General features: G+C 41.7%; 13 protein-coding genes. All 13 read left to right on the forward strand.

What is annotated here, in order from left to right; genetic code table 11:
- The first annotated feature begins 39 nt into the window (after window positions 1-39).
- The 13 genes from NLF99_RS00510 to NLF99_RS00570 all read left to right on the forward strand — a co-directional run bounded on the left by NLF99_RS00510 (window position 40) and on the right by NLF99_RS00570 (window position 16,116).
- The gene (locus NLF99_RS00510; RefSeq protein WP_254526366.1) at window positions 40-2,721 is read left to right on the forward strand and encodes a c-type cytochrome; all 2,682 of its coding nucleotides are present in this window, start codon (window positions 40-42) and stop codon (window positions 2,719-2,721) included.
- Window positions 2,722-2,729: 8 nt separating this feature from the next.
- On the forward strand, window positions 2,730-3,803 hold the full coding sequence (locus tag NLF99_RS00515; protein ID WP_254526367.1) for an aldose 1-epimerase family protein: 1,074 nt from the start codon (window positions 2,730-2,732) through the stop codon (window positions 3,801-3,803).
- An 11-nt stretch (window positions 3,804-3,814) separates the two neighbouring features.
- A complete protein-coding gene (locus NLF99_RS00520; protein WP_254526368.1) occupies window positions 3,815-5,026 on the forward strand; it encodes a hypothetical protein in 1,212 nt (403 codons plus the stop codon).
- Between the two features lie 23 nt (window positions 5,027-5,049).
- Window positions 5,050-6,090 (forward strand): sugar phosphate isomerase/epimerase, encoded by a 1,041-nt coding sequence (locus NLF99_RS00525; RefSeq protein WP_185210995.1) that lies wholly within the window; start codon window positions 5,050-5,052, stop codon window positions 6,088-6,090.
- 18 nt (window positions 6,091-6,108) lie between these two features.
- Entirely contained in the window at window positions 6,109-7,269 is a 1,161-nt protein-coding gene (locus NLF99_RS00530) for a Gfo/Idh/MocA family protein (protein WP_214648383.1), read from the forward strand.
- 18 nt (window positions 7,270-7,287) lie between these two features.
- Complete coding sequence (locus tag NLF99_RS00535) at window positions 7,288-8,085, forward strand: DUF1080 domain-containing protein (protein ID WP_254526369.1); 798 nt, start codon at window positions 7,288-7,290, stop codon at window positions 8,083-8,085.
- 19 nt (window positions 8,086-8,104) lie between these two features.
- The gene (locus NLF99_RS00540; RefSeq protein WP_185216010.1) at window positions 8,105-8,824 is read left to right on the forward strand and encodes an EboA domain-containing protein; all 720 of its coding nucleotides are present in this window, start codon (window positions 8,105-8,107) and stop codon (window positions 8,822-8,824) included.
- 12 nt (window positions 8,825-8,836) lie between these two features.
- Entirely contained in the window at window positions 8,837-9,817 is a 981-nt protein-coding gene (locus tag NLF99_RS00545) for a TatD family hydrolase (protein ID WP_214649433.1), read from the forward strand.
- 11 nt (window positions 9,818-9,828) lie between these two features.
- On the forward strand, window positions 9,829-10,701 hold the full coding sequence (gene eboC / locus NLF99_RS00550) for a UbiA-like protein EboC (RefSeq protein WP_254526370.1): 873 nt from the start codon (window positions 9,829-9,831) through the stop codon (window positions 10,699-10,701).
- A 12-nt stretch (window positions 10,702-10,713) separates the two neighbouring features.
- Window positions 10,714-11,895: a 3-dehydroquinate synthase gene (locus NLF99_RS00555; RefSeq protein ID WP_254526371.1), complete on the forward strand. Its 1,182-nt coding sequence runs from the start codon at window positions 10,714-10,716 to the stop codon at window positions 11,893-11,895.
- Window positions 11,882-13,096: a metabolite traffic protein EboE gene (eboE, locus tag NLF99_RS00560; protein ID WP_254526372.1), complete on the forward strand. Its 1,215-nt coding sequence runs from the start codon at window positions 11,882-11,884 to the stop codon at window positions 13,094-13,096. Before NLF99_RS00555 ends, eboE begins: the two co-directional genes overlap by 14 nt.
- Window positions 13,097-13,098: 2 nt before the next feature.
- Window positions 13,099-14,484, forward strand: coding sequence for an alkaline phosphatase family protein (locus tag NLF99_RS00565; protein WP_254526373.1), 1,386 nt, complete (start codon window positions 13,099-13,101; stop codon window positions 14,482-14,484).
- A 93-nt stretch (window positions 14,485-14,577) separates the two neighbouring features.
- Window positions 14,578-16,116, forward strand: coding sequence for a hypothetical protein (locus tag NLF99_RS00570; RefSeq protein WP_254526374.1), 1,539 nt, complete (start codon window positions 14,578-14,580; stop codon window positions 16,114-16,116).
- Window positions 16,117-16,238: the final 122 nt, after the last annotated feature.

The following is a 16,238-nucleotide window of genomic DNA, read 5'->3' on the forward strand; positions in this document are numbered from 1 at the left end:
TTTTTAAGCTGTTATAAACTATATCAACATAAAAACCAAATGATAAAAACGAAAAGAGCACAATTGTATTTGTTTGCCTTGTTCCTGTTTATATTCGCAGGAGCATGTAAGCAAGAGAAGGAAAAGGAGGAGGTAAAAGAACCCAATCCAAAAACGGATAAAATAACATTGCCCGATGGCTTTGAAATCGAGCATATCTACAGCCCTTCTGATGACAAAAAAGGATCTTGGGTTTCCATGACTTTTGATGACAAAGGTCGTATGATAACATCGGATCAATTTGGTGGTCTATTCCGCGTTGAATTGCCTCCTCTTGGTTCAGATTCAACTGTTAAGCCGAAAATTGAAGCATTAGACTTCCCTATTGAAGGCCGTGACCCTAATGATACGACCAGCAATAAGGTTGGAATGGGCTTTGCGCAAGGTTTGCTATGGGCATATAACAGCTTATATGTGATGATCAACCACCGTCCTAATGAGAACCTTTCAAAAGGCTCTGGCCTATATAGACTTCAAGACACCAACAACGATGATAAATTAGATAAAATCACGCAATTGATGGAATTGGAAGGCGAAGGGGAACATGGACCGCACAGCATCGTGCTAGGGCCAGATTCTATGATCTATGTAATTGCCGGTAACTTTACTAAGATCCCAAAAATGGACAATTACCGTTCATTACCTAACGATAAGGTGGACAATCTGATTCCTTATATCCTTGATACCCATGGACACGATGCGGATTCACACTTGAACGGTGGATGGATTGCAAAGACGGATTCAGAAGGTAAATCCTGGGATCTTATTGCATCGGGTATGCGTAATGGTTTTGACTTAGCCTTCAATAATGAAGGCGAATTATTTACCTACGACTCGGATATGGAATGGGATTTCGGAATGCCTTGGTATCGTCCGACCAGGATTTTACATGTTCCTAGTGGTGGTGAATACGGCTGGAGAAAGGGAGATGCGAAATGGGATGAAAGATTCTTAGACAACCTTCCTGCGACTTTAAATATTGGTCAAGGATCTCCTACTAACTTCATCAACCCTAGCCAAGCTAAGTTTCCTGATAAATATAGAAACAGCCTGTTCGCATTTGATTGGAGTTTCGGTATCATCTATGCCATCCAATTACAACCAAATGGAGCTAGCTATACAGCGAAAGCGGAAGAATTTATCTCAGGATCTCCACTACCTTTGACCGATGGAACCATTGGTCCAGATGGAAGTCTTTACTTCCTTACGGGTGGTAGACGTTTGGAATCTGACTTATACCGTGTATACCATAAAGATCGTGATAAGATCAATAATGAGGTCAAAAAAGCTGAGCCTAATGAATTGGTGAAATTGCGTAGAGAGATTGAGCAATACCACAGACCATCTGCGGCAGGAACTGTTGATAAAGTTTGGGAATATTTAGGTCATGAGGATAGATTCATCCGTTATGCTGCACGTTTAGCAGTAGAACACCAACCGTTTGAGACCTGGAAAGACAAAGTTTTTGCAGAACGCAACGTGGTTCGATTGACTGAAGCGATGGTAGCGATGGCACATGTTGCTGATCCTTCCCTTCAGCCTCAGATCATGAAAAAACTGGCTACTATTCCAGTAGAAAAGATTACACCTAAGATGTTGGAAAACCTATTAAGGGTTTACGAAATTGTCATTGCCCGCATGGGTAAGGTCAATGATGCTGATGCAGCTGCTTTGGCCCAAAGGTTAGAACCTTTCTATCCTGCCAAATCCAACTATACCAACAGGGAACTGTCAAAAATCTTACTTGCCCTAAACAGTGAACCGGCAGTTAAGAAGACACTTGACATTCTAGCCAATGCAAAAGATGACACCACCCAAACCAGCTTTATGAACTCTTCGGATTTGATCCTGAGAAATCCACAGTATGGATTGGACATTGCTGATATGTTGGCCAATATTCCACCTGCACAACAGATCTTCATGGCTACTGCATTGAGCAATACCAGTGTGGGTTGGACCCCGGAGCTACGTGAGCAATATTTCAATTGGTTCTACAAAGCATTCGGCTATAAAGGCGGTAACAGTTACATCGGCTTTATTGACAATGCACGTAAAATGGCATTGAAAAACGTACCGCAAGACCAACTTGCCATGTACGGTAAGATGTCAGGAGACTCTTTGATCAATGCTCAAGGAAATAGATTGGCTGAGAAAGTAGAGGGTCCGAAGGGTCCAGGTAGAGCATGGGAAATTGATTCGGCACTGAAAGTTGTGGATGAAAACACCGGTGTTCGCAATTTCAACCGCGGAAGAGAACTGTTCCTTGCTGTTAAGTGTGGTTCCTGCCATACCATCAAAGGTGAAGGGGGTTCCGTAGGTCCTGATTTAACCCAATTAGGCACCCGTTTTTCTAAACGCGATATGTTAGAGGCGATCATCGAACCTAGTAAGGTGATTTCTGATCAGTATGAATCCAAAGTATTCAATCTGAAAGATGGAACGAATGTATTAGGCCGTTTGATGAGTGAGGATGAACACAATTATGTGATTTCACAGAATCCATACGCTCCTCAAGTGACCAAGACCATTGCGAAAAACACAGTTAAATCCATGAACCGTTCCGAGGTATCGATCATGCCTCCAGGAACATTGAATGTAATGAGTCCTGATGAAGTTAAAGATATCATGGCCTACCTGATGTCCGGTGGTAATGAAAAAAGTGAAGTTTATAACAAAAAATAAGTAAGGCAGTGGAAAACTCAAAGCACGACTGGTTGAACAAAGTCTCCCATGTGGCCCAAGTTGGAGGCATAGAAACTTCCATTTTGGATAATGGAAGGGGGAAAGGAACGCGTATAGCTTGGATCAATACAGGGGCAGGACTACGATTCAAGGTAGTCATCGACCGCGGTATGGACATAGCGGACGCTTCGTTCAATCAGTTTAACTTGAGTTGGCTAAGTCGCTTGGGGGTCACTGCTCCGCAACCCTTCTCAGACCAGGGAATCGATTGGTTAAGAACCTTTGGAGGTGGATTACTGACGACCTGTGGGGTCACCCATGTTGGAGGACCGGAACAAGATGAACATGGACAACGCGGCTTGCATGATCAATTCAGCAACAGCCCTGCAGAACTCATATCCATCAAGCAGCCCGATCTAGCCAACGGCGATTACGAAATGTCCATTACTGGAAAAATATTTCAAGGCCATCCCCTAGGAGATAACATCGAGATTACGCGCACAATACGATGCATTCTAGGTCATCCAACCATTTATTTGGATGATGAGATCCAGAATATCGGTAATATCTATTCTTCCCATATGATTTTATACCATTTCAACTTTGGGTGGCCTTTCATTGATGCGGGAACCAAACTGCTCTGGAAAGGAGCTTGGCAAGCTCGCGAAACCGGCGCAGACAACAAGATTTTTAAAGAAGGACAAGACTTCCGAACCTGTCAAGAACCTAGGGAGGACCACAGTGGTTCAGGGGAAGAAGCAGCATTGATAGATGTGGATAGTAATGAGCAAGGCCAAGTAGAATGTGGAATCTTCAATGAAAAATTAGGCTTTGCCTTAAAATTAAGCTTCAATAAGAAGCAGCTGCCTTGGTTGACCAATTGGCAACATTGGGGCAGAGGTGAATATGTAACAGGTCTGGAACCTGGCACCAACCCACCACTCGGACAGAAACTGATGCGCGAACGAGGGGAATTAATCCAATTGAAACCTGGAGAAAAGCGGAAATATAACTTAGAAATCAGTATATTGAATAACCCCGACTCCATTACGGAATTTGTAAACAAGTATATAAACCTATAAAAATAATTAGAATGGAAATCATTGAAAAGGCATTCGAACAAGGCAAAGGAATATTGAGATTAGCACCTAACTGGGTGCCGAGATCTTTTTGTGTACCAGGCAGAAGGATAAAACTTCACCCCGATGACTATTATGTATTAGGCGGTGAACGTGGTGGTATTGATGAACGTTGGTTTTCATCGACTACTCCTGCTAAGAACGGTCCTTTGACGGGTGAATTTGAAGGATTGAGTTTTGTAGTATATGAAGAAAATGGTAAAACAGAACAGGTATTATTAGCTGACTGCGTTGACCATTTAAAAGGAAAATTAATTGGTGACCGTCTTTGGGATGAATATCAAAGCTGGCCTATGTATTCCAAGTTTTTTGACAACATGGGACCACTACCCCACCACATCCACCACAATGATGAAAAAGCGGCGCTGATCGAACAACAAGGAAAACCAGAGGCGTATTATTTCCCACCACAGTTGAACAACCATGGCGGTGATTTCCCATATACCTTTATGGGAATTGCTCCTGGAACTCCGAAAGAGACTATCAAAGAATGTCTGGAGAACTTTACCAAAGGTGACAATAAGATCACCAATTACTCTCAAGCATACCGCTTGGAACCGGGTACCGGATGGGATGTTCCTCCTGGCTTATTGCATGCTCCAGGTAGCTTATGTACCTATGAACCGCAAAAGGCTTCAGATGTATTTGCGATGTACCAATCCTTGGTGAATGAAGCGATCATCCCTGAAGAGTTATTATGGAAAGGTGTACCTGAAAACATGAAAGGCGATTATGACGCCTTGATGGATATCATTGACTGGGATCTGAACGTTGACCCGGACATGATGAAAAATAGATTTATGGCTCCACTTCCAGTGAAGGATGAAAAAGAAATGGAAAGCCAAGGCTATTCAGAGAAATGGGTATGCTATAAATCAACCGCTTTCAGTGCCAAAGAATTAACGGTATTCCCTGGACAAACCGTAACCATTACAGATGGAGCAGCCTATGGATTGATCATGATGCAGGGATATGGCAAGATGAATGATTGGACCATCGAAACACCAGCCTTGATCCGTTATGGACAACTGACTTTTGATGAATACTTTGTATCTGAAGAAGCGGCAAAAAGAGGAGTAACCATTCAGAACCATTCTACTACAGATCCGATCGTGATGTTAAAGCATTTCGGTCCAGACAATCCGGATTTGGTAGTAAAAGGTTAATTAATGAATAAATAAACGTAGTTATGAGCAAGAACAATTTCCCAAAATTACACAATGCTACATGGCCAGGCATTGTTGGAAAAGGAGACCATGAACCCATCATTTCTTTGGATGAGTTATTGGAAAAAACAGCAAAAGCAGAAGTAAACGGCGTAAAATTCGATGGTGTTGACTTAGGATTATTTGATCCACATGTTAAGTTGGACACTTCGGACGACCATATAAAATCAGTGGTAGACAAGATTGGAGGAACCTATGGCCTAGCTATAGGTACGCTAGTTGCCCCTATCTGGCCTCCCGATGGTGGTTCAGCAATGGGCTCACAAGCAGACAGAGACCGCTTTGTAGAAGTGGTAAGAAAAGCTGCTGAGTTTGGATATAAACTAAGAAAAGAAGGAATTAGAACTAACAACGTTATCCGTGTGGACTCAGCGAGCAGTGTAGAGGAATGGGCGAAGAACCCAACTGAAAACACCAAATTAATTGCGGATACCTTCCGTAGAGCATGTGATGCTGCGGCAGAATATGGCGAGCGCCTAGCAGCAGAAGGTGAAATCTGCTGGGGTGGTATGCAAAGCTGGAAAACCATGCTGGAAACCCTAGAGATGGTAGATCGTGATAATATGGGCTTCCAGGCAGATATGTCCCATACTTTCCTTTATCTATTGGGCTATAACGCACCTGAAGACCGCATCTTAAAACCTGATTTCCAATGGGATGACCGTGAAGAATTGGAACGAGGACTTAAGTTCCTGACTTCTAAACTACGTCCTTGGACCATAGACTTCCACGTTGCCCAAAATGATGGAACCGTATTTGGATCAGGATCACACGATAAAACCGGAAGACACTGTTTACCGACAGACCCTAACGGTCGTTTGGATATCGCTAAGGATGCTGGCTTCTGGATGAAGGATGAAAATGGCAATCCGACCAAAGCCTTCAACCATATCTGTTGGGATGGATGTATGTTCCCAAATGAGGTCATGCACAAACAAGAAACCTGGGATTCGATCTTGAAAACCTTGATCGAGGTTCGCGAGGTAAATGGATGGTCGGAGTAATCTTCAAAAGAAAAAATCATGAGCAAAAAAGAATTAAGAATTGGATTAATAGGATGTGGATTCATGGGAAGAACCCATTCTAATGGATATAAACGCGTACCTAATTTCTTTCCTGACCTGGAATATACACCTGTCCTAAAGGCTGTATGTTCACGCAGTGAAGACAAAGTGAAAGCCTTTGCTGAGCAGTGGGGCTATGAGTCCTACGAGACCGACTGGAAGAAACTGATCGCTAGGGATGATATCGATGCGGTAGACATCTGTACCCCAAACAACATGCATATGGAAATCGCGGTCGCTGCAGCGGCAGCCGGTAAAATGGTACTCTGCGAAAAACCGCTTTCCAGAACTTTGGAAGAAGGCGAGAAAATGGTAGAAGCCGTTGAAACCAATAAGGTGAAAAACACTATTTGGTACAATTACCGCCGTTTACCTGCCGTTACATTGGCTAAACAGATAGTCGACAGCGGCAAGCTAGGCAAGATCTTCCACTATCGAAGTAACTTCCTTCAGGATTGGACCATCAACGAGAACCTTCCACAGGGAGGTGCCGCATTTTGGAGAATGGATGCAGATGCTGCGGGTTCTGGAGTGACCGGTGACCTATTGGCACACTGTATTGATTTAGCGATGTGGATCAATGGAGGTATCAAGGATGTATCGGCCATGACGGAAATCTTCGTAAAGCAGCGTATGCATGAAGAGACCGGAAAAATGGAAGATGTCAAGATCGATGATGCCTGTATATTCCATTGTCATTTTGATAATGAGTCTTTAGGGCTGTTTGAATCGACGCGCTATGCCCGTGGTCACAAAGCCTTATTTACCTTTGAGATCAATGGTGAAAAGGGTTCCTTGAAATGGGATCTACATGATATGAACCGATTGGAATATTTCAACAATGCTGATGATTCCATCGTCAAAGGATGGCGCTCAATCCATGTTACAGATGGCGACCAACCTTACATGGATAAATGGTGGGTTCCGGGTCTATCTTTGGGATATGAGCATTCCTTCGTACACCAAGTAGCAGATTTTTTACAAACCTTGGAAACAGGCGAAGAATGCCACCCAACTTTTAGGGATGCCCTGGAAACACAGAAGGTCTGCGAAGCGGTTATCAACTCTGCAAAAAACAGAAAATGGGAAGATACCCATGTAGAGTGGAAGAACAAATAAGCATTAGAGAAATCCATTATGAAAAAATTATTCAAATATTGCTGTATCTGCCTCAGTGCTACTATTTTACTAGGTTCTTGCAATGGAAGCAATGCAGAACAAAACAATAAACAGGACAGTGCAGCTACGGATACCATAGGGTTAGAAGACGGTTATATCGCGATGTTTGAGCCCAATTCCCTATCCGGTTGGGAAGGTGACACGACCTATTGGAAAATGGAAAACGGGATCCTTTCAGGCGAGATCCGTGAGGATCAAGAACCATTGAAAAACAATACATTTTTGATCTGGAATGGAGGTGACGTTGCGGACTTTTCACTGAAAACTAAATTTAAAATTTCCGAAAATGGAAATAGTGGTGTAAATTACAGAAGCGATCGTTTCACAGAGGTGCCCAATGCCCTACGAGGTTATCAGGCAGACATTGATGGAAAGAATAATTACACTGGTCAAAACTATGAGGAACGAAAGCGAACAACCTTAGCATACCGTGGTCAGCGAACTGAAATATTGAACCCTTCAGATGGAAGTAAAGGTGAGTCGAAAGGCAATGCCTGGACAAATATGAAGGTAATCGATTCAGTAGCTACCGATGAAGAATTAAAGACCATAGTAAAACCCAATGATTGGAATGATCTGGAAATCGTTGCTGAAGGCAATAAATTAACACATTTTATCAATGGAAAGGTAATCGCCGAGGTGATTGACAATGATCCAGAAAACCGCAAGGAGAAGGGATTGATTGGTGTTCAATTGCATGTTGGTCCACCAATGAAAGTAGAGTACAAAGACATGCAGATAAAAATTTTAAAGTAATTATAATATAAACCGCAATATGGAATGGAAAGAACAAGTGAGAAATACCTTATTCGAACTGCTTACCGCAGAGGAGAAAAGCTATTTAGAGGAGTGTGAAAGAAATATTGCAGATAATTATTCTACAAGTTTTGTAAGGATATTTTCCTCTTTGAGCAGGAAATTAAGTACCAGCAAGGATAAAACAGTAAGTATGGTCCAAGAGGATAGCAATCCGCTGATTGTTGACCATTGGACCGTACTTAGACTTGCGAGAGTTTACCTATTGGGTTTGATCGAAGATCAACAAGAACCCTATTTTACCTTTATCGAGAAGTTGTTCAACTATGCAGACATGCAGGAGCTAGAAGCCCTGTATTCGGCTTTGAACATCTTCCAGTTCCCAAGAATCTGGATCGACCGTTGCCAAGAGGGTATTCGGAATAATATTGGGCTGGTGCAAGGCGCTATCATGGAGCAGAATAAGTTTCCTGCTACCTATTTAAATGAAGAGGCCTGGAACCAAATGATTTTAAAAAGCTTTTTTACCGGCAAGGACATCAAGAAGATCTACGGTCTGTACGACCGCAACAATATCCATCTTGCAAACTCCATTGTCGACTATATTTATGAACGCGATTCTGCCAATCGAGAGATACATCCCATGTTATGGGTTTTGGCGAAGGATCACTTACCTCCTCGCGCTAAAGAAATCTTGAAGCAGCAAAACAATAGCCCAGAATTATTAGAGAAAAATTAAAAACAGACAGGAATGTGCACAGAATTAAATAGAGACCTAGCAAGCATGGGGAAACCAATGCCGCTAGACTTTGAATTAATAAAAGGGATGAAATTTGTGGACCCACATATTCATATGGTTTCACGAACGACGGATGATTACCAAGCGCTGTTTGATGCGGGCGTCCTATTACTGATCGAACCCGCTTTTTGGGTTGGACAGCCTAGAACTGGAATAGATACCTTTAAAGATTATTATAGTAGCCTGATTGGTTGGGAAAGATTTAGAGCTTCCCAATTTGGTATAAGACACTTCTGTACCATTGGGCTTAATTCTAGAGAAGCTAACAATGAAGCTTTAGCAGAACAAGTCATGGAATTACTTCCTCATTTCATTTACAAGGAAGGAGTTCTCGGCATTGGAGAAATTGGTTTCGATGACCAGACTCCTGCTGAAGATAAATATTATAGAGCTCAACTTGAGCTTGCTAAAGAAGCTGGACTTCCCGTTCAGGTTCATACCCCACACCGCGATAAAACTCGTGGTACGACACGAAGTATGGATATTGCCATTGAACATGGCCTCGATCCTCAAACGGTAATCATTGACCATAACTCCGAAGAAACGGTAAAAGAAGTATTGGACCGTGGTTTTTACGCCGGCTTTACAATTTATCCATTTACCAAGATGGGAAATGAACGCATGGTGGAAATCGTTAAGGAATACGGCTCGGAAAGGATCATGGTCAATTCAGCAGCAGATTGGGGAATTTCAGACCCCTTGGCGGTGCCCAAAACGGCTGCCCTGATGCTCCAATATGGTGTTTCCAAAGAAGATGTGGAAAAGGTGACCTATCAGAATGCATTGGATGCCTTCCAAGTCAGCAAGCATCTTGACCTAAGCACTTTGGACAAGACTTTATTTGCAGATCCGAATGAAAAATTTGAAGGTAATACAATCCTTCGTGGTGGTCAACAACCTAGGTTAAATAAGGATTCTATTATTATTTCTTAATACCGTTGCGTATGTTGAAACCATGGATCCAAATCATCAGGCCGTCCAATGTTTTAACAGCCATATCTGATGTTTTAGCTGGTGTCGCTTTAGCCTGCTTGTTTCTGCAACAAGATTTGCCGCAGGTCAATCCATTGATCTGGATTACCATTTCCAGTATGTGTTTATATACTGGGGGCATAGTCTTCAATGATGTGTTTGATGCTGCACTGGATAAAGTGGAGCGTCCGGAACGACCTATTCCTTCGGGCAGGATCAAAAAATCCGCTGCCAGTATCTTGGGTACATTAGCCTTTGCAATTGGATGCTTTTTAGCCTTTCAGGTGAATATGGCGGCATTCTATATTTCATTGGCCATCGTCCTGATGTGCCTACTGTACAATGGCCAAGCAAAACATCATTTTTTAGCTGGTCCAATCGTCATGGGAGGCTGTAGAGGATTGAACCTATTATTGGGAATGGCCGTTTTACCAGATTCATTGAGCTACTGGTTTATTGCCATCATTCCGATTATCTATATCGCTTCAGTAACAAACATAAGCCGTGGAGAAGTATATGGCAGCAATAAAACTGCCTTACTCGTATCCATTGGTCTATATTCTATTGTTATCTTAACACTCCTTTATTTCACCTATAGCAGCAAAAATTACCTGGCATTGGTCTTTATCTTGCTTTTCAGTCTTATGATCGGTTCGCCGGTTTCCAAGGCCTTGAAAACCTTACAGCCACAGGATGTCAGGAAAGCCGTGAAATTTGGAGTGCTCGCACTGATTTTAATGAATGCTAGCTGGATTGCCATTGCTGGTCATTGGCTGTTAGCATTGGCCGTATGTGCCATATTACCGGTTTCGATCTTCTTAGCCAAGAAATTTGCCGTAACCTAAACCCTATTTAGAATGGAACGTGTATTAGAACAAAAATTCACTATTGAATATCAATATAACATCTTTTTCACCAAAGGTCTTTTCACTGTAGGCAACAATCTATTGAAGGACTTTCTAGCCAAGAACAGCAATCCCGGTTTCAAACAGAAGATCCTGTTTGTCATTGATGCTGGATTTATGGATAAACATCCCGGTCTGACAGAACAGATCTTTATCTATTTTATGGAAATGGAAGATTTTTTCCTGGCGAGTGAACCTTTGGTCATTCCCGGTGGTGAAATCTGCAAGAATGACACAAGCTGCTTAGATACCATAATCCAGGCAGTGGACCAATACGGTATAGATAGACATTCCTATGTGATCGGCATTGGCGGTGGAGCTATTTTGGACCTTGTTGGCTATGCCGCTGCGATCTCACACCGTGGGATCAAACATATCCGTATTCCAACTACGGTCCTATCTCAAAATGACTCCGGAGTTGGTGTTAAAAACTCCGTGAACTATAAAGGGAAAAAGAACTTTTTAGGAACTTTTACACCAGCAAAGGCTGTTTTCAATGATTATGAATTCTTGCAAACTCTAGACGAAAGATCTTGGGTTGCGGGGGTATCCGAGGCTATAAAAGTGGCCCTGATCAAGGATCTATCATTCTATGAATGGATAGAAAAAAATGCCAGCAAGATCAAGGAAAGGAATTCCGAAGAAATGGAAGATCTGATCTATCGTTGTGCCGATAAGCACCTAGAACATATCCGCAATGGAGATCCATTCGAATTAGGTTCTTCAAGACCATTGGATTTTGGCCATTGGAGTGCCCATAAATTGGAGCAGATGACCGATTTCCAAGTATTACATGGCGAAGCTGTTGCCATTGGAATCGCAATGGATGTTTTATACTCGTATTTAATCGGCAATATTACAGAAGAAGAAGCAACCCGAGTGGTCAGCTTGATCCGCAATCTTGGACTTCCGATCTATCATCCAATCCTGGATTCCGAAGAGGCGAGGTTTATTTTACTATCAGGTTTGCTTGATTTTCAAGAGCATCTTGGCGGAAAATTGACCGTGGTCCTTTTGGAAAAAATGGGAAAAGGCAAAGATTATCACCAATTAGATTATGACCTGATTATCCAAGCTATGGATTTCCTAAAGAACTTTAGCCAAAATCAAAACCCTTTCTATGAAGCTAGCTAATTCACATCTTTCTTATTGTAGCAATATCCACCCCGGCGAAGCCTGGAAAGACCATTTTCAAGAGCTAAAAAACAATCTACCGAAGATAAAAGCGGCCGTTTCAGCCGAACAGGACTTTGGATTGGGATTGCGACTTTCCGCTCAAGCAGCCAAAGAACTAAGTCAGCCGCAAGCTTTAAAAGATTTTCAGGATTGGTTGAAACAGAACCATATCTACGTCTTCACTATGAATGGTTTCCCTTATGGTGATTTCCATATCAAAGAGGTCAAGGACAAAGTGCATGCACCGGATTGGACAAGCACAGAACGCTATGAATATACCAAGAACCTTTTCGACATCTTAGCGCAATTATTACCGGAGGGCCAGGAAGGTGGAATCTCCACTTCTCCTCTATCCTACCGTTTTTGGCATGAGCAGCTCACCGCGGAATGGCAACAAAAGCGGGATATCTGTACAAAACATATTCTCTTGGTTGCTGAGCACCTGTACCAAACTGAGGTTAATAGCTCGATCTACATGCACTTGGATATCGAACCTGAACCTGACGGTATGTTGGAAGATTCAAGGGAATTTATCTCATGGTATACCCAAGAATTGATCCCGATGGCAAGCGAGTTCTTTAAGGAAAAATATAAGCTGGACGCCGATCAATCCAAGGCAATCATCAACAGATATATCTGCCTATGCTATGATGTCTGCCATTTTGCCCTGGAATATGAAGACCATCAACAGAGCATGGATGAATTGGAAAAACTGAACATCAAAATTGGCAAATTCCAAGTCAGTTCGGCCTTAAAAGTAGCGCTTGCTGAGGATCCAGATAAAAGGGCAATCCAAAAAAACAAGCTGAAAGAATTTAATGAACCGATCTATTTGCATCAGGTCATTGCAAAAGAAAGCGAGGGTAACCTGATCAAATATAAGGACCTTCCTGATGCATTAAATGACAGCAATGATGCAAATCATGTGGAATGGAGAAGCCATTTTCATGTCCCTATCTTTTTGGAAAGTTATGGTGAGCTGGATTCTACCCAAGGCGATATCTTAAAGGTCATTGAACTGCATAAGGAAAGGCAAAGAACAAATCATATCGAGGTTGAGACATATACCTGGGGCGTATTGCCAAAATCCTTGCAGGCTCCAATTGAAGAGTCGATCGCAAGGGAATTGAATTGGTTATTGAATAAATTAAGGAATTAAATATGAAGAGAATTGCTGTAATAGATATTGTTGGGCTTTCAAGTTCCGTAATTGGAGAACATACCCCGTTCATTGAGAAATTCATAAAAGAGAATAAATTGCGTAAGATCAAACCGGTACTTCCGGCATTGACCACCTCTGCACAGACTACCTATTTAACTGGGGTCGCTCCGAATGAACATGGAATCGTTGGCAACGGATGGTATGACCATACCGATTCTGAAATTAAATTCTGGAAACAATCCAACAAATTGGTCCAAGGCGAGAATATCTGGGTCACCGGAAAGAAACAGAATCCTGCCTTTACCTGTGCACAGATGTTCTGGTGGTACAACATGTACAATGATGCAGATTTCTCGGCCACGCCGAGACCAAATTACTTGGCCGATGGCAGAAAGATGCCGGACTGTTATACTTACCCCAGCAGCCTTCGCGATGAATTGACCGAAAAATTCGGAAAATTTCCTCTATTTAACTTCTGGGGTCCCAATGCCAATATCACTTCTTCCAATTGGATAGCCGATTCGGCCATGTATGTGGAGGAGAAACATCAACCGACCCTAAATCTGATATATCTTCCACATTTGGATTATTGCTTACAGAAATACGGTCCAAAAGGAGAAGATGTCACAGCAGAGTTGAAACAAATCGATCAACTGGTTGAAAAACTTACGACCTTCTTCCAAAAAAGAAATGTGGAAGTTGTCCTTTTATCGGAATACGGCATCGGACCAGTCGATCAACCTATCCATATCAACAGGATCCTACGTAAAGAAGGCCTGATCGATATCCGGATTGAAAGAGGTTTGGAACTATTGGATGCTGGAGCTTCAGAAGCATTTGCGGTTTCTGATCACCAGATTGCACATGTATATACCAAAACTCCGGAAACCCGAGATAAACTTAAAACCTTGTTGTCCAAGGTCGCTGGTGTAGCCAAGGTGTTGGACAAGGAGGAACAGAAGGCCTATAAAATCGACCATGAGCGTTCTGGAGATTTGGTGCTGCTAGCAAATCCTAATGCTTGGTTTACCTATTACTTCTGGGAAGATGATGCTGTTGCACCGGACTATGCCAGAATGGTAGATATACACAAGAAACCGGGTTACGATCCGGTGGAAATGTTTATGACCTCGAAGTCTAGGGCAATCGGCAAACTCATCTTAAAGAAAATAGGTTTTGCAGCAGTTCTGGATATTACTCCATTAGATGCATCATTGGTGAAAGGTTCACATGGCATTGTAGATGTAGACCCTGAATACTACCCTATTTTAATTGGTGATTTTGATGGATTGGATGAAAATGTAGAACCGACATCCATCAAGCAAATACTCCTAAACAAGATTTTTGTAGATAAAAAAGTGCAAGAAACTGTTGTTTCTCAATAAATGTAGATAATATGTAAATAGTCTGCATATGTTTTGTTAAAGATCAAGAGGATAATCTTTTGCATCTTTAATTCATACAAATACTGCGCTATTATGTCATATCATGCTATAGAAAATTTGGTTGAAGATGCAGTTCACCTTCTGAAAGGATCTGCTCTTTCTGTCGCGGAACAACGTAAAATCATTTTTAATCTCTATCAATTCCAAAATCGATTTGATACGAGCTATACTGTTTTACGTTGTTTCCTGTATTTGGAAAAAATTGGATTTATCAAGAAGCTTCCCATTGATCAACATCCTGACTATAAAAAGAACCCCGATTATTTCAAAAACCTAGAAGATTCCGACTGGCTCCTCAGTGATGTCAACAATGAGGAGGCTGATGTTGTCTATCAGGAAGACGGCAATTTTTTCCCTGAGTATGGTTCTGATGCCTGGAAAAGATTGCTGGCTGCTGGACAATGGAAAGAAGCTCCCGAAGAAGTAGCCCATATTCCCATTCCACATTTGATCGCTGAAATGATTGAACTATCGGAAAAACAAGGCAACAAGCAGCTGATGCATAATTTTTATCTTGCTTTCGTCAATGCCTATCTAGAAGCAGATATTGGTGCAGAGGAAGGTTTGACAAAAGATTTTGAGCAGTGGATCAAAAATCCTGATTTGATCAAGCTACATGAACTCCTCAACCAACATGATTTACTAAAGATCAAGAAGAAGGAGACAGATTTTGAAGTCCCTAGACTTTCAGATGAATTGTCCGGGCTGACAGATCCTGATGAAAGAGCCAAGCTCAGCTTTTTGATGGACCCAAAAAAATCCATCGAAAAAATATACGCTAGCTACCTCAAGGAAAAAAAGGCTGCCCTGGAATTACCTCAGCATATTGAGATGATTTCAAGCATGGTCAAGGAGAAGATGGAAAAAAGTTCATGGACATTCTTGGAGGAAAAGGTTGAACAACCTTCGGATAAATGCAATTGGGTATGGTACAAAGATCTATTAGATGGTAATAGAACAAATCGTCTCTTCACGGAAATAAGCTTAGATGTAGATTTAAGTTCTATTTTCGCCATCCAATATGTACAGCATGGATTGCTTTTGGAATGGCAGGAGAAGTCGCTGAGCAAGAACTTGGAAGACGCTCAGTTTAAGACCAATCCTTTCGAACTTATTGACAATGATGAAGTCGAAAAGAATCTCAACTTTTTAGGATTATGGGTTCTTCCGTTAAAATCTTCTGGAAAAAGGATCGCTACATCAACCGAGCATTTCTTGCAATACCTCGATGGTTTGGGAACAAGTTATTTGGACAGAATCAATAAAGAGTTTCCTAAACCTTTCTTCGCTAAGTCCTTTTCTTCGTATATCAAAATATTTGAATCCATGGATCCAATAAACGATTTTTTATTGTTCAATGATCTGTATTCCATTAGTCAGATATTCATCCATAACCTCATTCATCAAGGTAAAGAAAAAGAAGCCCTGAAAATCTATGATACCATGGAAGGTCGATTGACAGATCGTTTTCGGGAAAATATCCCTTGGTATAAGAATGAATTTTTACCTTTTATCAAAGCTATCAAAGCAGGTAAAAAACCAGCCTTGCCAGGTTTGTTCAAAAAGAATTAGTGGTATCTTAACCTATTGATCATGGCATTCTAAACTATTTTAGGATGCACCCCTTTTCCATTCCTCCGTATGAACCAGGATTAAATGGATGAGAGGATGGACCAAGATCATAGTTAAGGACC

Source organism: Sphingobacterium sp. LZ11T8 (assembly GCF_024261425.1).
Classification (GTDB): domain Bacteria; phylum Bacteroidota; class Bacteroidia; order Sphingobacteriales; family Sphingobacteriaceae; genus Sphingobacterium.